Origin of the sequence: Proteus sp. TJ1640 (assembly GCF_003144445.1) — a bacterium.
Taxonomy (GTDB): Bacteria; Pseudomonadota; Gammaproteobacteria; order Enterobacterales; family Enterobacteriaceae; genus Proteus; species Proteus penneri.
In genome coordinates, this window is the sequence record NZ_PENY01000041.1 from 123,235 (window position 1) to 140,660 (window position 17,426).

The window sequence follows — 17,426 nt, forward strand, 5'->3', positions numbered from 1 at the left end:
AATAGTAAAATGAATCCTGTTTTTGTTAGGTGATATTAAATATTTTATTTATGTCATTTAATTTTGATTGTTTATCAGAGAATAAAACAGGAAATGAATCGAAGGGGGATTAATTAGTGATAATAAAACCCGATGATCGCTGGCGTTGGTATTTTGATGTTGAGCAACAAAAATTAATGCTTGATTTAGCAAATGGTATGGTTTTTCGTTCTCGCTTTCCAAGCAAAATGTTGAGTGAAAGTGCTCGACAATCAGCATCTTTTACCGTCGATGATGCAGCTCTTTATTATGGATACGATGAGCAAATTCGACAAATTGATATGCCATCAGAGTCAAGAGCTGAATTAGCGTTAAATGCATTAATAGCCCATCGCTTTTTAAAACCATTGATGCCTAAGAGTTGGTATTTTGAAGTTAACAATAATCAAATCAACCCTTATTTGTCTCAAGTGGTGGAAGTTTCATTAAGAGAAGAAGACGAAACCGCTCTTTTTTTAGTGACTGAAGTGGGGGCTCAAGCTTGTTTATGTTTATTAGCTCAACCTCAGTTAACATTATTTGATAGAACACTTAATTTTTGTGACCCAATAAAAATTATGAATGATAGGTTAAGCAATTACCATAAAAAGCCAGAGTCAGGATCATTTTTGTACGAGAAAGTTATTTAAAAAAAAGAGTTAAAAGGATTTACTCTTTTTATCGTCACTCATTATTTTTAATATCCTAAAAACAAATATCCCCTAAACAATACTCCTGCAAATCAAATCTTCATCACTCTCTTTCTGTAATCTTTTTCTAAAAATAAAATGAGCTTATTGATAATTTATCATTGAATTCCTAATAAGATAATTCTTATTAAATAAACCGTCTTATTTAAAATAAAAAAGAAGATAAGGGCAAATTACCTTCTTTTAATTTGTGATAAAGATAAGTGTTATTTTTTATTAAGTGAAAGTTTCACATTACCGTTAGGCACACAGCTACAAGCTAAAATTTTACCTGAGCGTTTAATTGCTCCGGCTTTTAATGCATTAACATCCCCTTCATCTAATTGGATAACACAAGAGCCACAAAGACCTGCTCGGCAACTATAAGGAATGGTATAACCATTATTTTCAAGCTGTTCTAACAGAACTTCTTGGTTATTACCTTCGAAAACCTCACCGTTAAATTCAATACTGACAGTCTGTTCTTGTGTGTTTTCAACAATAGGTGTTGATTGTGTTTCAACAGGAGTCGTTACAAGATACTGTTTTGCTTTTTTATAAGCTAATACCTCAACAGTATCTCCCACACGAATAATGCCTGTTTGGCGAATGATGATATTTTGACCAAAGTCGACATCACCTGTTTCATCGCTACGGAATGTTTGCAGTGTTGCAAGTGGTTCTGTGTTAGGATGTTTAACGCCTTTATCAATACTAATTGTGGTCATGATGCAACGGCTACAAGGTTTCATCAGATCCATCACAACAGAGCCAACACGAATAGTCTGCCAAGTATCTTCTTCAAAAGGCTTTGCACCTGTTATGAGGATATTACCTCGAAACTGCTCAATATTAATTGAAGCGGGGCAACGTTGTTGTAAGTATTGAAATGAGGCTTCATTAATTAATAAGTAAGGGTAACCATCAGCGAAAGAAACAGCGGTTTCTGGGTTTTTTTTCACTCGACGTGTCGATTTTTCGCCAGTCCAACGAAGTTGTACATCCATTTTTAAATAACGACTGAACCACTGATTTATTTCATCTGGTGCGACATACGCGGTAAAATGGTTGCCCCAAACTTCTGTCGGTTGCAATGTGGTCTCAAAATCTTGATAAGTGATAGCAATACCTTCACCATCAGGCGCTTGAATATAAATTCCATTTGCCATGACCGTGGGAATAAAACACAGCAAAACGGGAAATTTTCGTGCCGTGATAAAAGTCCCTTCAGGGGTCGTTATCATAAAATCACGATCAAACGTGAATCCGCTCTCACGAGCAAATGCATGAGAAAGTCGAATTCCCTTCATCGATTTAACTGGGTGTATATAAAGGCGTGAAACGTTGATCATCGGTGCTCCCAAAAAGACATTATTATTTTTTATAGCCAGTAACTTTATGACAACGTAATACAATTAGCTATAATGCCCAACAATTTTATTTTAGGTGGTAACAATATTATGCGCTCTCTGTTTGCCAGCACAGGCCGAGGTCTGGAAGAACTATTAAAATCTGAACTTGAACACCTTGGTGCTCAGGCTTGCCAGATAACTCAAGGCGGTGTTTATTTTCGTGCTGATGATAAAACCATGTATCAGTCTTTACTTTGGAGTCGTTTAGCGTCACGTATTATGTTGCCGTTAAATGAATTCAATGTTTACAGTGATCTAGACTTATATCTTGGCGTGCAGGCAATTGATTGGAGTGAGATTTTTACTGTTGATCAGACCTTTGCTATCCATTTTAACGGCACGAATGACATTATTCGTAATAGCCAATATGGTGCATTAAAAGCAAAAGATGCCATTGTTGACTCATTTCAACGTAAAATAGGACAACGTCCAGATGTCGCTAAACAATCTCCTGATATCCGCTTAACTATCCATCTTCATAAAGAAAAAGCCTCTCTATCTTTAGATTTAAGTGGTGATGGTTTACATCAACGCGGCTACCGTGACTTAACGGGTCAAGCGCCTTTAAAAGAAAATTTAGCTGCTGCGATCATTATGCGTTCAGGCTGGAAACTTGACACACCATTAATCGATCCAATGTGTGGCTCGGGTACATTATTAATTGAAGCAGCCATGATGGCAACAGACTGTGCTCCAGCATTAAATCGCGTGCATTGGGGATTTCGTCATTGGTTAGGCCATGATGAAGCGTTATGGAAAGAAGTGACTCATGAAGCTTTCGCCCGTTTCCGTGAAGGTAAAAAGAATACCACTGCGCGTTTCTATGGTTTTGATGTTGATAAACGTGTGTTGGATATGGCAAGAGCTAATGCCCGTAGAGCAGATGTTGCTGAACTGATCACGTTTGCTCATGGTGATGCAGCTAAACTGACAAACCCAGTCTCAACAGAAATAAAAGGGACAATTATCAGTAACCCACCTTATGGTGAGCGTTTAGAAAGTGAGCCAGCATTAATTGCATTACATAGCCAATTAGGAAGAGCGATAAAAGCACATTTCCCAGGTTGGAGATTGTCACTATTTAGTGCATCACCTGAATTGTTGAGTTGTATTCAATTACGTGCTGAGCGTGAGTTCAAAGCAAAAAATGGTCCTCTTGATTGTGTACAGAAAAACTATTTACTTTCTGATACACCATCAACGATTAACACTGGGCTTGCAGAAGATTTTGCAAACCGTTTGCGTAAAAATGAGAAAAAACTCGCGAAATGGGCAAAACAACAGCAAATTGAATGTTATCGCTTATACGATGCTGATTTACCTGAATATAATGTTGCTGTAGACCGTTATGGCGATAAAGTGGTTATTCAAGAGTATGCGCCACCTAAAACTGTTAATGAACACAAAGCCCGTCAGCGTTTATTCGATGTAATTAGCGCAACAATGGAAGTATTGGCATTACGTTCTGATCAACTGATTTTAAAAACTCGCCAACGCCAAAAAGGTAAACAACAGTATGAAAAAATGGCCGAAAAAGGTGATTTTTTCTTAGTTGACGAGTTTGGTGCAAAATTCTGGGTAAATCTTACGGATTATCTCGATACAGGATTGTTCTTAGATCACCGTATTGCACGAAAAATGTTGGGTGAAATGAGCAAAGGAAAAGATTTCTTAAATCTTTTTGCTTATACGGGTACGGCTTCTGTTCATGCAGGAATTGGTGGTGCAAAAAGCACAACAACAGTTGATATGTCACGTACCTACCTTGAATGGGCTGAGAAAAACTTCCAAGCGAATGGCCTATCAGGTAGACAACATCGTTTAATGCAGGCTGATTGTTTACAATGGTTAATGCAAAGCAATGAACAATTTGATGTGATTTTTATCGATCCACCTACGTTTTCTAACTCAAAGCGTATGGAAAATACCTTTGATGTACAGCGTGATCACATTGAACTAATGAAACATCTAAAACGTTTGTTGAGAAAAGGTGGAACAATTATGTTCTCAAATAATAAACGTGGATTCAAAATGGAACATGAAGAGTTAGCAAAAATTGGCTTGCGTGCAAAAGAGATAACACAGAAAACATTATCACAAGACTTTGCGCGTAACCGCCAAATCCACAACTGCTGGCTGTTAACTCATGCTGGTGAGGAATAATTTACAATGCCGTTAATTAGTTTGACTGGGGCTTATTTATCTTTCAGTGATGCTCCTCTATTAGATAGCACCGATTTATTTATTGAAGAAAATGAACGTGTTTGTTTAGTTGGGCGCAATGGTGCAGGAAAATCAACGCTATTAAGAGTGTTATCTAAAGAGCAACCTTTAGATGATGGTCAAGTTGTTTATGAACAAGATCTCGTGACTGCTCGCTTACAGCAAGATCCGCCAAGAGATATTGAAGGTACTATCTTTGATTTTGTTGCTGAAGGTGTTGAAGAAGATGCTAAATATCTAACGGATTATCATCATATTTCTAAATTGATTGAGACAGATCCTTCTGATAAAAATCTCAATAAAATGGCAGAGCTGCAAGAAGTACTCGATAGCCGTAACTTGTGGTTACTTGATAGCCGAATTGCAGAAGTGTTAGAAAAACTCGGTTTAGATGGTGAAGCTGAGCTTTCTTCTTTATCGGGTGGTTGGTTAAGAAAAGCAGCATTAGGGCGTGCATTAGTTAGCGCACCAAGAGTGCTGTTTTTAGATGAACCAACAAACCACCTTGATATTGAAACGATCCTTTGGCTTGAGAAATTCTTAAAAGATTTCCAAGGAAGTATCGTGTTTATTTCCCATGACCGTTCATTTATTCGAAATATGGCAACGCGTATTATCGATCTTGATCGAGGCAAACTTTCTTCATGGCCGGGAAATTACGATAAGTATCTTGAAAGCAAAGAAGAAGCATTACGCGTTGAAGAGCAACAAAATGCAGAGTTTGATCGCAAATTAGCGCAAGAAGAAGCGTGGATACGCCAAGGTATTAAAGCACGACGTACTCGTAACGAAGGTCGTGTACGTGCTCTAAAAGCATTGCGTGTTGAACGTAGTGAACGCCGTGAAGTGTTAGGCAGTGCACGTATGCAAGTCGAAGAAGCAACTCGTTCTGGTAAAATCGTATTCGAGTTAGAAGATGTTAATTATAGCATTGGAACCCGTAAGTTAGTTCGTGACTTTTCTGCCAAAGTACAACGTGGCGATAAAATTGCGCTGGTGGGGCCAAATGGTTGCGGTAAAACGACATTATTAAAACTGATGTTAGGTGATTTAAAAGCTGACAGTGGCCGAGTGCACTGTGGTACTAAACTTGAAGTCGCTTACTTTGATCAGCACCGTGCAACACTTGATCCTGATAAAACAGTAATGGATAACCTTGCTGAAGGTAAGCAAGAGGTAATGGTAAATGGTCGTCCTCGCCATGTACTTGGTTATTTGCAAGACTTTTTATTTCCTCCTAAACGTGCGATGACGCCTGTTCGTGCCCTCTCAGGAGGGGAGAGAAACCGTCTACTACTGGCACGCTTATTTTTAAAACCAAGTAACTTGCTTATTCTTGATGAACCAACCAATGACCTCGATGTTGAAACATTGGAGTTATTAGAAGAATTGGTTGATGCTTACCAAGGCACCGTTTTACTGGTTAGTCATGACCGTGAGTTTGTTGATAATAGTGTTACTGAGTGTTGGATTTTTGAAGGTGATGGTGTCATTAACAGCTACGTTGGAGGATATTACGATGCTCAGCAACAACGAGCACAGTCGGTTTCATTAAAGAGTGAAACAAGAAAATCACGCAACGTACCAGAAAAAGCCGAAAAAGAAGCAAAAGTGAAAGATAGCTCTAAAAAGAACGCGCGTACTAACAAGTTAAGTTATCATTTGGCGCGAGAGCTTGAGCAACTACCTGCTAAATTAGAAAGTTTAGAAACGCAATTAAGTGCATTACAAGAAGAAGTGAGTGGGGCGGATTTCTTTGCTCGTCCTCATGAAGAGACAGAAAAAGTCTTAAAAGCACTTGCAGATAAAGAACAAGAGCTTGAAACTGCTTTTGACCGATGGCAAGAGCTAGAATTGATGCAAAATGGCGAATAGCCAACCGAAAACGGGGCATCGCGCCCCGTTTTACTTTCTGGATTAAATATTCTTTTATTGATTATTCTAAATAAGAGGTGTCGCTGTGTGCTCAGGTCAACAACATCGTCATGAACATAAACATGAGCAAATATTATGTCCTCAGTGCGATCTGGTGGTCAGTGTTCCTCAATTAGTACAAGGAACAAAAGCAACATGCCCTCGTTGTCATACTGTATTAATTGCACGTTGGCGTCAGCCTTTTTATCAACCTGTTGCTCTAGCAATCAGCGCATTATTTATGTTGCTAATGGCAAGTCAGTTCACTTTCGTGAGTATGGAAGTGGCTGGTATCACCAACAACATCACATTGATGCAAATTCCAACGGTTATGTTTAGTGAAAATTACGTCGAATTAGGCGCATTTTTCTTACTGTTTGTCCAAATTGTGCCAGCTTTTTGTATGGTGGCAATTTTACTGCTTTGTACGCCAATTCAATTGCCCAGAAAGCTACAAATTTGGCTATCACGTATTTTATTCCAATTAAAATCGTGGTGTATGGCAGAAATTTTTCTGGCGGGAATTTTAGTCAGTTTCGTAAAATTAATGGCGTATGGTGATATTGGTCTAGGGCTTAGTTTCCTTCCTTATGTGCTTTATTGCTTATTTCAAATTCGAGCATTCCAGTGCCTTGATAGACACACTTTATGGGAAAAATTAGAACCCCGCCCAAATTACCCTGATATTGAATCAGGTCAATCGGGATTAAAACAAGGGGTTAGATTATGTCGCTCATGTACGGCAATCTTACCCGTAGATCAATACGAATGTAGTCGTTGTGAAGTGAAAGGACATGCAAGGAGACCTAAAAGTTTACAATGGACGGTTTCTTTGTTGATTACGTCACTTATTCTTTATATCCCCGCTAATTTATTACCAATCATGGTGACTGAATCATTAGGTAATGATATTTATTCCACAATTATGGCTGGGGTAATCTTGCTTTGGGAAGATGGCTCCTATCCTGTTGCGATGGTGATATTTATTGCCAGTATTATGGTACCAAGTTTAAAAATGGTAGCAATTGCTTGGTTGTGTTGGGATGCACATAAATCTAATGGAAAAAGAGATCCTGCTAGAATGCATTTTCTCTACGAAGTTGTTGAATATGTAGGGCGTTGGTCGATGATTGACGTCTTCGTAATTGCTGTTTTAGCTTCATTAGTCAGAATGGGACGTCTGATGAGCATCTATCCTGATTTTGGTGTGGTGCTATTTGCATTGGTTGTAGTATTAACTATGTTCTCTGCAATGATGTTTGATCCTCGGTTGACGTGGGATAAGTGTACAACCGATGATGATAAACCCACGATTAAGGAGCCTAAGGGTGACTGAAAAGAATGAAACTGCTTTAACTGAAGCAAAAATTAACAAACTAAAAAGCTGGTCTCCGGTTTGGATCATACCACTTGTCACCTTACTGATTGGTGCGTGGATACTTTATTATCATTTCAGCCATCAGGGCCCAGAAGTTACATTAATTACCTATAATGCAGATGGCATTGAAGCGGGTAAAACCAAAATTAAAAGTCGCAGTGTGGATATCGGTTTAGTTGAAAGTGTCTCACTCGATAGTAATTTTAGTCGCGTTATTATTACGGCTCGCCTTGATAAAGAAATGAAAGAGTTGTTACGCGCAGATACTGCATTTTGGGTTGTAAGACCTCAAGTCGGTAAAGAGGGGGTAACGGGGCTAGGCACCTTGCTTTCTGGGGCTTATATAGAACTGCAACCGGGATTAAAAGGTAAAGAAGAAAATGAGTTTAATCTTCTCGACTCGCCACCGTTAGCTTCACCAGATGCAAAAGGTATTCGTATCAATTTAGTAAGTGAAGGGGCAGGCCAATTAAATGCGGGTGATCCTGTTTTATTTAGAGGTTACCAAGTCGGCTCTGTTGAAACCAGCGAATTCAACATTGAGAGCCGAGACATGCATTACCAACTCTTTATCAAAGCGCCTTATGACAAAATGGTGACATCAAATGTTCGATTCTGGAAAGATTCAGGTATCGCTTTTGATATGTCTTCATCGGGTGTGCGTGTTGAAATGGCATCACTTTCTACACTCTTTAGTGGTGGAGTTAGTTTTGATGTTCCTGCGGGATGGATTCCAGGTGATCCTATTGAACCTAAAACAGAATTCAAGCTCTACGATAATGAAAAGAGTATTCAAAACTCGTTATATACCGACTATCGTAGCTACATTATGTTCTTCTCTGATTCTGTAAGAGGATTGCAAGCAGGTGCCCCTGTGGAATTCCGCGGAATTCGCATGGGAACGGTTGTACAAGTGCCTTATTACACTAAAGGTATGCAACAATCATTGGATAAAGATTTTCGTATTCCTGTTCTTATTCATGTTGAACCAGAACGTTTTGCTAATGATGTCGGTGAGAGTTTCGACTTCGTTAAAGAAATTACTTTTGCTTCTAATAATGGATTAAGAGCATCATTGAAATCAGGTAACCTTTTAACTGGGGCACTTTATATTGATCTTGATTTCTACCCTGATGAAGCTAAATGGAAAGGGCCTCAAGAAGTTGCTGGTATCCAACAAATTCCAACAGTTAGCTCAGGTTTAGCGCAAATTCAGCAAAAAGTGATGACATCACTGGATAAGATCAACAACCTTCCTGTTGAGCCAATGCTTAAAGAAATGACTGCAACATTATCTGAAAGCCAAAAAGCGGTCAGTGAAGCGAAAGAAACACTGAAGTCATTGAATGCGATGATTGGCAGTGATGAATTTAGAAATCTTCCTAGCGATATTCAGCAATCATTGAAAGAGATCAATCGTAGTATGCAAGGCTTCCAACCGGGCTCTCCTGCGTATGGAAAAATGATTGATAATATGCAACAGCTTGATCAAGTGCTAAGAGAGATGCAGCCTTTATTGAAAACATTGAACAATAAAAGTAATGCATTAATTTTTGAGGCGAAGGAAGGTAAAGATCCAGAACCAAAGAGGGCTGAAAAATAATGAGATACATCATTGGGATATTTGTTTTGATGCTAACGGCATGTTCAAGCCAACCTGAGAAAACCTATTATCAGTTGCCTGATATTTACCAAACAGGGGTATCAGCACAAGTCACGACAACACAGTCAGCGAAAAAGCCTCAAATCTGGGTTCAGCCGATCCGTTTGTCTAGTATGTTAGTAAATGCAGGTATTGTTTATCAAACGACGGATATTAACTATACCGTGGCAAATCAGCATCTATGGATTAATCCACTTGATCAGCAATTACAGCAGAACCTTATTTCAGGTTTAACTAAAGCATTGCCAGGTACTGTTGTTGCAAATCAACCTGTTGAAGATAACTTAGCGAAATTAACGGTCACAGTTAATTATTTTCAAGGTCGTTATGATGGACAGGTAATTATTTCAGGGGATTGGATTTATACTGAAAATAATAAAGTGATTAATCAGCCATTCTCTTTAGTTCTACCACAAACTGAAGATGGTTACCCTGCTTTAGTGCGTACATTAGGGCAGGGATGGGAGCAAGTTATTTCTGATATAGCGAAAGCAATTCAAGCTCAATATTAACGAATTAGTACTACATTTTTTCACACCCAATATTCACTTAAATTGTATTTAAGCAGGATATTGGGTTTTGTTTATTTAAAAATAACAAAGGAAACGATATGTTAGAAACTCTGAAAAAGAAATATCCCACTGCAATCAGTTGGTCATTTGGTGATAACCCAGAGTTGGCAGATGAACTTGCTATACTGGTGGTAGAAGGAAAAAAAACGGCAACATGTAGTTCATTAAGTGGTTTTTTTAGTGACAGTGCTATTCCTGTTATTGGCGGTTTTAGTATTATTTTAAATAGCCAAAATGAGCCTGTTTGTGTTATTCGTACACGTTGTTTGCAGTTAATACGATTTAATGAAGTTACAGAAGAGCTAGCTAAGAGAGAAGGTGAAGGGGATTTAAGCTTGGCATATTGGCAAGAAGGACATAAAGCGTTCTTTAATCGAGAAGGTTTTTTTTCAGAAGATATGGAGTTGGTATTTGAAGAGTTTGAATTAATAGAAGTATGTAAGAGGTATTAATAGCTTATTTTGCTTTCAATGAGAGCTAATTCCTTAATAAAACAAGGTAATTAAAAAGAATTTTCTACGAAAAAAATAGCAACAGAGCAAAAATTAATACTTATAAACCAAGTCTTATATTGACATAAGTTTAAACGTAAACATCAATTTATCTTATTTAATTTATTGGTTGCATAAGATTAAAATAAGCAAAGTTATTTTTAGTTATATATATTTATTAAATATCAATGAATTAAGTTTTATTTCTGTTTGGTTTATAAAATAACTGATATTTCACCTAACAAAACATCAAATAAAATAAATAATAACGTTAGTTATTAAGTTTATGGTTAGCTCAACATCACAAATATGACATTTGTATTAACTTCTTTACTTGCTTAAATGCTCAATAAAGCGTATCAAATTATAGTGGTTGTTGAAAAACAATCATTATCTTTCCGCTTAAACTTAGAACGTGAGGGTTGTCTAGATATGAAAAGACAGAAACGAGATCGTTTAGCAAGAGCATTATCGAAAGGTTATCAAGCTGGTATGCAAGGTCGTTCAAAAGAACTTTGCCCTTATTTCGCCATTGATGCGCGTTCACATTGGCTTGGAGGTTGGCGACAGGCCATGGAAGATCGCCCAAGTCTGGTAAAATAAATAACCCGTCGTAGTGAAATAGATAATAGCTTATTTTTAGCTGTGCTAAATATTATCACTAAGATTTTGCCGACAATCAAAACGAGGGTTATTTATATATATTCTTATGTACATATTGAACATAGGACAATTTGCATATAACTAACAAACAATTAATTTGGATATAAAAAAGGCTTACATTTTTGTAAGCCTTTTTACGTTATATTGTCATTATTTTTATAATAGATTTGGATGGTTATCTATCTTAGAATGCAGTTGTATCTTTAAATAAGCCAACTTTTAAGTCTTTTGCTTCATAAATCAGCTTACCATCAACATACACTTCACCATCGGCAATACCCATAATCAGTTTACGATTGATAACACGTTTGAAATCAATTTTATAGGTAACTTTTTTTGCTGTTGGTAATATTTGTCCAGTGAATTTTACTTCACCAACACCAAGCGCACGGCCTTTGCCTTCGCCACCAAGCCAGCCAAGATAGAAGCCGACAAGTTGCCACATGGCATCTAGGCCTAAGCAACCTGGCATAACAGGATCATTGACGAAGTGACAATCAAAGAACCATAAATCTGGCTTGATATCGAATTCTGCTTCGATAAAGCCTTTATTATGGGAGCCGCCATCTTCCGTCATTTTAATGATGCGATCCATCATTAGCATATTACCAGATGGCAGTGGTGGGCCATCTTGGCCAAACAATTCACCACGGCCGGAAGCAATGAGGTCTTCTTTAGAATAAGATTCGCGTTTATCAACCATTGTCTATATAGCCTTTATCAAGTGTAAGAGAACAGAATAGCTTACACTTGTACGCTGAACAACTCCGATCACTTGAAACAGAATTATCTGAATAGACGTAAGAACCAAGGTAATTTAGGTCTATCTTGATTATTTGCAAGTGTTATACGATCATGAATAACAGCTAACAAGTGTGAGTCTGATTGTTCTGGTTCACATTGCTCTTCATAATATGGCTGACGAGTCAGTAACGTTATTGCTTCTGCTACATGAGTGACAGGCCAAATATGAAATTTTTCTTCTTTTACCGCTTGTTGCACATTTTCGTTGAGTACAAGATGGCGAATATTGGCGAGAGGAATAATTACACCTTGTGCACCGGTTAACCCTCTTTGTTGGCAGATATCAAAGAAGCCTTCGATTTTTTGGTTTACGCCACCAATCGGTTGGACTTGACCAAATTGATCAACAGCACCTGTAACAGCAATTTGCTGATCTATGGGTTGTTGTGCCAGAGTACTAATAAAAGCACATAATTCAGCCAAAGAGGCGCTATCACCATCAACCTCTCCATATGATTGTTCAAAAACAATCGAAGTGCTAAATGGCTGTGGTTGGTCTAAACGTAGTTCTGAGTTTAAGTAAGCTTGCATAATCATCATGCCTTTTGCATGAATATTTCCGCCAAGCTCAGCTTTTCGCTCAACATCCGTAAACTCACCATCACCTATATGTGCAACGCAGGTGATGCGAGTCGGTTCTCCGATTAAATCAGGGTATCCAGGGTAATCTAAGACAGAAAGTCCATTGATTTGGCCAATAGCTTCACCTTCTGTTTGTATCATAACTTGGTCTTGTAAAATCTCATCACGACTACGTTCTAACAAATAACTGTGTCGCCATAGGCGATTTTCTTCTGCTTTTTTCAATGCATCAGCATTTAGAGAAGCATCATGATTAAAACGTATTGCATAACGAAGCTGGCGTAAGATCCATTCTAAATCTAGGCTTAGAATTAGCTGATCTTCATGTTGTCTTGCTGCTTGTGTTAATAAGACTTCCCAAGCATCCGCAGATAAAGAAGGGAGGCGATATTTTTGGCACAATGAGTTTACAAAACCACACCATTGAGAAAGCGTGGTTTCGTTATCTAAATACATGTCGTATTCATATTCACCATATAAAGCAGTGCTGCTTAGTTCCGGCTCCATAAATTCAAGCTCTTCAAGACTAAGTCTATCACCTACTAAAATAACACGAAGATTGAGTGGCATACTCTCAATAGGTAAAGGCAGGGATTGGTTGTCATTCCAGACAAGCCATTCAAGACGCTGTTCTTCAACCATTTTTTTAAGGCGGAACCACATGAGTGGTTGTGCAAGTAAAGATTTTATAGAGAGGACTAAGATGCCACCATTTATTTTATGCAATAAGCCGGGGCTGAGGGTGACTTCATCTTTGTGGCAATAGAATGAACCAAAAAGTTGTTCTGGCTCGATCCATTGGCAACAAGTAATAGATTCTGATGATGAAAATGCACCTTGTACATTTTCTTGCCAATAGATTTTATTAGTTTCTGCTTGATAACTGCCAACAACAGGATCAGTTTTGATCCCTGATTGCGTTAATGTGTCTGTCAGCATATCAAAGTAAGCAGTTGAATCATCCGCTTTTAACAGCATAAACTGCCCTGAATCCGCATTGTTTAACCATTGCAAGCTTTCATACAGGCGAGGTTGAACCTCACGAAGTAGAGATGCAGGTAATTGAGATGCTGTCTGAAAGAAAGTTTGGTAGGAGGCGTAATCAGGACGTAACGCCTGCCATTCTAATTCGTTGTTTTTCAAGGTTACCGTTTTTATTATTGATTAGTGAAAAGAGATAATTAGATATCGTATAATTTGATATCTATCCTGCAATAAGACGGTTCTTTAACTGTCATCAACTGCATAGGCAGGGAATATGTATCGCTACGGCCTTATAATGACGAGTTTATAAAATTGGTCATTACGGTTTTATGATAGCGACGCTCGATTCTATCATAACGTGCTCAGAAAACTATCCCTTATCAAGACCTGTTATTAATTGATAAGAAAGATTATCTAAAATAACTTTGCCTATAAAATAGGCAAAAAATTTCGGTTCAGTGGAAGTATTTTTGTAAAATTGTTGATATGCTACTATATAGTTACGCTGTCACGGGGGCTATATGAAATATCAACAATTAGAGAACCTAGAATGTGGTTGGAAATGGGCCTATCTAGTAAAAAAACACCGTGAAGGTGAATTAATTACCCGTTATATAGAAAAAAGTGCTGCGGATGAAGTTGTCGAGCAATTGTTGCTTCTTGAATCGCAACCATTAAAAGTTTTAGAGTGGATAGATTTGCATATGAATCCTGACTTATCTAATCGGATGAAGCAAACTATTCGAGCTCGTAGAAAACGTTATTTTAATGCTGAGCATCAACACACGCGCAAAAAATCAATCGATTTAACGTTTAAAGTTTGGCAACGCTTATCTGCATTGTCACAACGAAGAGGAATAACATTATCAGAAACAATAGTGCAATTAATTGAAGATGCTGAGAGAAAAGAGCAATATGCATTAAAAGTGCATAATTTAAAAGATGAGCTTATTGAGTTATTAGTACGTGATAAAGAAAAATAAGTTACATCAATTTTGGCTTACTTTACTGGTTTCGGCAGTTTATTGTTATTAGCTTTTCGAAAATGTTCTTACCTTTATATTTTTACCTAATTTTATCACCATAAAAGAAAAACCCTGCCAGTGGCAGGGTTTTGAATTCATCAATAGTAGATTATTCTACTATCTGAATTATTGACCAGGTTGAACAACAACTTCAGTTGTACCTTGGATTTCAATTTCAACACGACGGTCTGGCGCTAAGCAATCGATCAGAGCTGAACGAGCTTTAACGTTGTCACATGTGTTGCCAGTAACTGGATTTTCTTTACCACGACCTTCTGCAGAGATGCTGTTTGCAGGGATACCTTTAGATACCAGGTAATCAACTACAGATTGAGCACGTTTTTCTGACAGAGGCAGGTTGTAGTTTTGTGAACCGATACGGTCAGTGTAACCGATAACTACTACACGACCTTGAGTTGGGTCGATGTTAGCCAGTTCATTGTACAGACCATTCAGAGCTTCTTGACCTTCAGCTTTCAGAGTAGATTTGTTGAAGTTGAACAGAACGTCTGAACGCAGAGTAAAGGTTTTGTTCTCAACAACTGGAGCTGGAGCTACAACTGGTGCTGGAGCTACAACTGGTGCTGGAGTTTCTTGGTTGAAACGGTAAGCAACACCAACACTCAGCATGCCGTTGTCTGGACGTGCATTCAGAGTACCTTTATCACCGATGTTGTTGATCCACTGATATTCAACACGGGTAGCGATGTTTGGAGTGATCGCGTATTCAGTACCTAATGCGAATACTGGAGAAACGCCAGTGTCATTTTCAGAAAAACGTCTTTGAGTTGGAGCTGCTGAAGTTGCATTAACGGTTGCAGAAGAATCTGCACGCCATACCATACCACCTAAACGAGTATAAACGTCTAGGTCTTCCATTACTGGATAGCTTAATTTAGTAGTTAACTGGATACCTTGAGCTTTGAAAGCACCGTTGTTGTATGAACCTTTGTAAGTCATACGACCTAACCAGTCATAACCCAGCTCAAAACCTAAGTATTGGTTGTATTGATAACCAGCAAATGCACCAGCACCTAATTGGTCTTTATGAGTATTACCGTTACCGATAGATACATCACCCCATTGGTTGCTAGTACCTTGGTATTGAGACCAACCTAATTTACCACCAGTATACCAGGTATTGTCTTTTGGAGCTGCTTGCGCTGCAGTTGCGAAAGCTGCCACTGCCACTGCTAATGCGATAGCTGTCTTTTTCATTTTACGCCTCGTTATCATCCAAGTTAGGCATTTGGCTTTAAGCCTTATTATTTGCCCTTGGTTAAATTATTGTTAGGAATCCAATACTTTCATCAAATGATGATCCCAAAAAATGGGATTTAAAGCATAACCTTAACGACATAAAGTCTACAATGAACTTAAAAAGTTACAAGTAATCCTTTAAAATTCGACTTAAAATTTTAAAAAGATCTGCTTTATCTCACAATGAGAAAGATTCTGTATTTTTGTTAAATTTATTGTAACTATATGATTTAGATTATAATTACATTTGACTTATCTTAAATGATACAAGGTCGTTTTGAGTATTAGGAAAACTCTTAAATTTCACTAATGGTAGTGAATTGAATGAATTTTTACTGAATTCAAATGTCGTTTAGAGGTATTGCTATTTTCTAAATGGATATTTGTATTAATTTGTTGTCGCATAATAAACCCGAGGGTTTTTCCTTTACTTGCAGCAGATTCTAATCGTTTCATCTCTTCTGACGATATTTCTGGTAACCAACCGAGTACGACACTGTAATTACCACTTGCCAACGCTTTTTCCATTAAATCAACTGTAGTTATCATATTTATATGATTTAATTGAATTATTTTGTTAAGTGGTAATCCGGCATTTTTTAACCAAGTACGATTTAGCTTTTGTTGTGGGTTTAGCCACAATAACCAACGTGATTCATAGCTATACTGTTTCAGTAATGGCAAAAGGATGTGATTAATGACGAGCGGATTTTGGTAGAGAAGTTCACTCACCATACCTTGTTTATTATTGCTATCGTAAGTCGCCACTGTTGAAGGGATAGATAGAGGTAATACCTCATTTGAGATCTCTTGGAGAATGGCGTTCTGTCTTGTCGGAGATGATGTTGAGAGTTTCATATTTACCTCGTTCCATATGCACTGTATGAATATACAGTATATCTATATTTCGCTTAAATCAAGCTCATTTTTTGAAAGTTCCTCTCAAATTTCATGTAAATTTCTATTTTTAAGTTGTTAACTATTGGCAATAAAAGGGAATTTCTTTATTGTCTTTCTTGTGATGTATTATGCATGTTTTTGAATTCAAAGATAAAATTTAATCTTAAAGTTTGTTTTGGAGTTTCAATGTTATTTTTACCTGAGCAAAGGAAGGCTCATTTGTTATCGCGTATTGCACAATATGGAGAGTTAACAACAAAGTCTCAATTTGGTGGTGTTAGCTTAATGATTGATGATGTTATGTTTGCTATCACATCTAACAATGAGTTTTATTTAAAAGGAAGTGGGTTTTTAGAAACTCTCTTTAAGGCAACGAAAATGAGTTCCTATACCTATTTGAAAAAAGGAATTCCTATCATATTGCGTTATTACCATATAACGGATTCGCTATGGAATAATCAGCAAAAATTAGATCAATATATTGATATGACATATCACTACAGCATCCAAGAATATTTAGGACAACGAAAGAAGCCTTGTAGAATAAAAGACTTACCTAATCTAGGTGTGATATTAGAAAAAAGATTGAATCAAATTGGTATTAATCAAGTTGAAGAACTGCGTTTAATCGGTGCTAAAGCGTGTTATCTAAAATTAATGCATGGCCACAATTTGAAAAATAGTGAACTTTTACTTTCATTGGCAGGAGCTATCGTTGGATGCCATCGTTCTGTATTACCTAGTCAACTTAAAATGGAGTTATTAGATTGGTACAACGAATTATCTTTCCAATAAAATAAAAAGCAATGACTGTTATTTTCTCTAATATACTTATAGAAATTAGAGAA

The 17,426-nt window shown here is 37.4% G+C and carries 15 protein-coding genes; 10 read left to right on the plus strand and 5 right to left on the minus strand.

Features of this window, described 5'->3' with window-relative positions; translation table 11 throughout:
- Window positions 1–116 precede the first annotated feature (116 nt).
- A complete protein-coding gene (locus DK861_RS16975; protein WP_006537379.1) occupies window positions 117–668 on the plus strand; it encodes a cell division protein ZapC in 552 nt (183 codons plus the stop codon).
- Between the two features lie 266 nt (window positions 669–934).
- On the opposite strand, the gene DK861_RS16980 is transcribed toward DK861_RS16975, so the two are convergent.
- On the minus strand, window positions 935–2,059 hold the full coding sequence (locus DK861_RS16980) for a YcbX family protein (protein WP_109400846.1): 1,125 nt from the start codon (window positions 2,057–2,059) through the stop codon (window positions 935–937).
- A 108-nt stretch (window positions 2,060–2,167) separates the two neighbouring features.
- On the opposite strand from DK861_RS16980, the gene rlmKL reads away from it, so the two are divergent.
- The 7 genes from rlmKL (at window position 2,168) to rmf (ending at window position 10,963) form a co-directional block, all read left to right on the plus strand.
- Window positions 2,168–4,282, plus strand: a complete 2,115-nt coding sequence (gene rlmKL, locus DK861_RS16985; RefSeq protein WP_109400847.1) for a bifunctional 23S rRNA (guanine(2069)-N(7))-methyltransferase RlmK/23S rRNA (guanine(2445)-N(2))-methyltransferase RlmL — start codon at window positions 2,168–2,170, stop codon at window positions 4,280–4,282.
- A gap of 6 nt (window positions 4,283–4,288) precedes the next feature.
- Window positions 4,289–6,217: an ABC transporter ATP-binding protein gene (locus DK861_RS16990; protein WP_109400848.1), complete on the plus strand. Its 1,929-nt coding sequence runs from the start codon at window positions 4,289–4,291 to the stop codon at window positions 6,215–6,217.
- An 85-nt stretch (window positions 6,218–6,302) separates the two neighbouring features.
- Complete coding sequence (gene pqiA / locus DK861_RS16995; RefSeq protein WP_072062779.1) at window positions 6,303–7,592, plus strand: membrane integrity-associated transporter subunit PqiA; 1,290 nt, start codon at window positions 6,303–6,305, stop codon at window positions 7,590–7,592.
- Window positions 7,585–9,237 (plus strand): intermembrane transport protein PqiB, encoded by a 1,653-nt coding sequence (gene pqiB, locus DK861_RS17000; protein ID WP_109400849.1) that lies wholly within the window; start codon window positions 7,585–7,587, stop codon window positions 9,235–9,237. Before pqiA ends, pqiB begins: the two co-directional genes overlap by 8 nt.
- Window positions 9,237–9,809, plus strand: coding sequence for a membrane integrity-associated transporter subunit PqiC (pqiC, locus tag DK861_RS17005; RefSeq protein WP_006537371.1), 573 nt, complete (start codon window positions 9,237–9,239; stop codon window positions 9,807–9,809). Before pqiB ends, pqiC begins: the two co-directional genes overlap by 1 nt.
- Window positions 9,810–9,907: 98 nt before the next feature.
- The gene (locus DK861_RS17010) at window positions 9,908–10,321 is read left to right on the plus strand and encodes an ASCH domain-containing protein (protein ID WP_109400850.1); all 414 of its coding nucleotides are present in this window, start codon (window positions 9,908–9,910) and stop codon (window positions 10,319–10,321) included.
- Window positions 10,322–10,792: 471 nt separating this feature from the next.
- Window positions 10,793–10,963 carry a ribosome modulation factor gene (rmf, locus tag DK861_RS17015; protein WP_023581348.1) on the plus strand — a complete coding sequence of 57 codons (171 nt, stop codon included), beginning with the start codon at window positions 10,793–10,795 and terminating at the stop codon, window positions 10,961–10,963.
- A 244-nt stretch (window positions 10,964–11,207) separates the two neighbouring features.
- Here the strand turns inward: rmf and fabA are convergent, their stop codons facing one another.
- Window positions 11,208–11,726, minus strand: coding sequence for a bifunctional 3-hydroxydecanoyl-ACP dehydratase/trans-2-decenoyl-ACP isomerase (gene fabA / locus DK861_RS17020; protein WP_006537368.1), 519 nt, complete (start codon window positions 11,724–11,726; stop codon window positions 11,208–11,210).
- Window positions 11,727–11,809: 83 nt separating this feature from the next.
- Window positions 11,810–13,552, minus strand: a complete 1,743-nt coding sequence (locus DK861_RS17025; protein WP_109400851.1) for a Lon protease family protein — start codon at window positions 13,550–13,552, stop codon at window positions 11,810–11,812.
- Window positions 13,553–13,914: 362 nt separating this feature from the next.
- Here DK861_RS17025 and matP point away from each other — a divergent pair, with 362 nt between their 5' ends.
- Window positions 13,915–14,376 (plus strand): macrodomain Ter protein MatP, encoded by a 462-nt coding sequence (gene matP, locus DK861_RS17030; protein WP_006537365.1) that lies wholly within the window; start codon window positions 13,915–13,917, stop codon window positions 14,374–14,376.
- A gap of 168 nt (window positions 14,377–14,544) precedes the next feature.
- Here the strand turns inward: matP and ompA are convergent, their stop codons facing one another.
- Both ompA and sulA read right to left on the minus strand, forming a co-directional pair.
- The gene (gene ompA / locus DK861_RS17035) at window positions 14,545–15,636 is read right to left on the minus strand and encodes a porin OmpA (RefSeq protein WP_109400852.1); all 1,092 of its coding nucleotides are present in this window, start codon (window positions 15,634–15,636) and stop codon (window positions 14,545–14,547) included.
- Between the two features lie 348 nt (window positions 15,637–15,984).
- Complete coding sequence (sulA, locus tag DK861_RS17040; protein WP_006537362.1) at window positions 15,985–16,536, minus strand: SOS-induced cell division inhibitor SulA; 552 nt, start codon at window positions 16,534–16,536, stop codon at window positions 15,985–15,987.
- A gap of 228 nt (window positions 16,537–16,764) precedes the next feature.
- Between sulA and DK861_RS17045 the strand changes: the two genes are divergently transcribed.
- Window positions 16,765–17,373 (plus strand): TfoX/Sxy family DNA transformation protein, encoded by a 609-nt coding sequence (locus DK861_RS17045; protein ID WP_072062773.1) that lies wholly within the window; start codon window positions 16,765–16,767, stop codon window positions 17,371–17,373.
- Window positions 17,374–17,426: the final 53 nt, after the last annotated feature.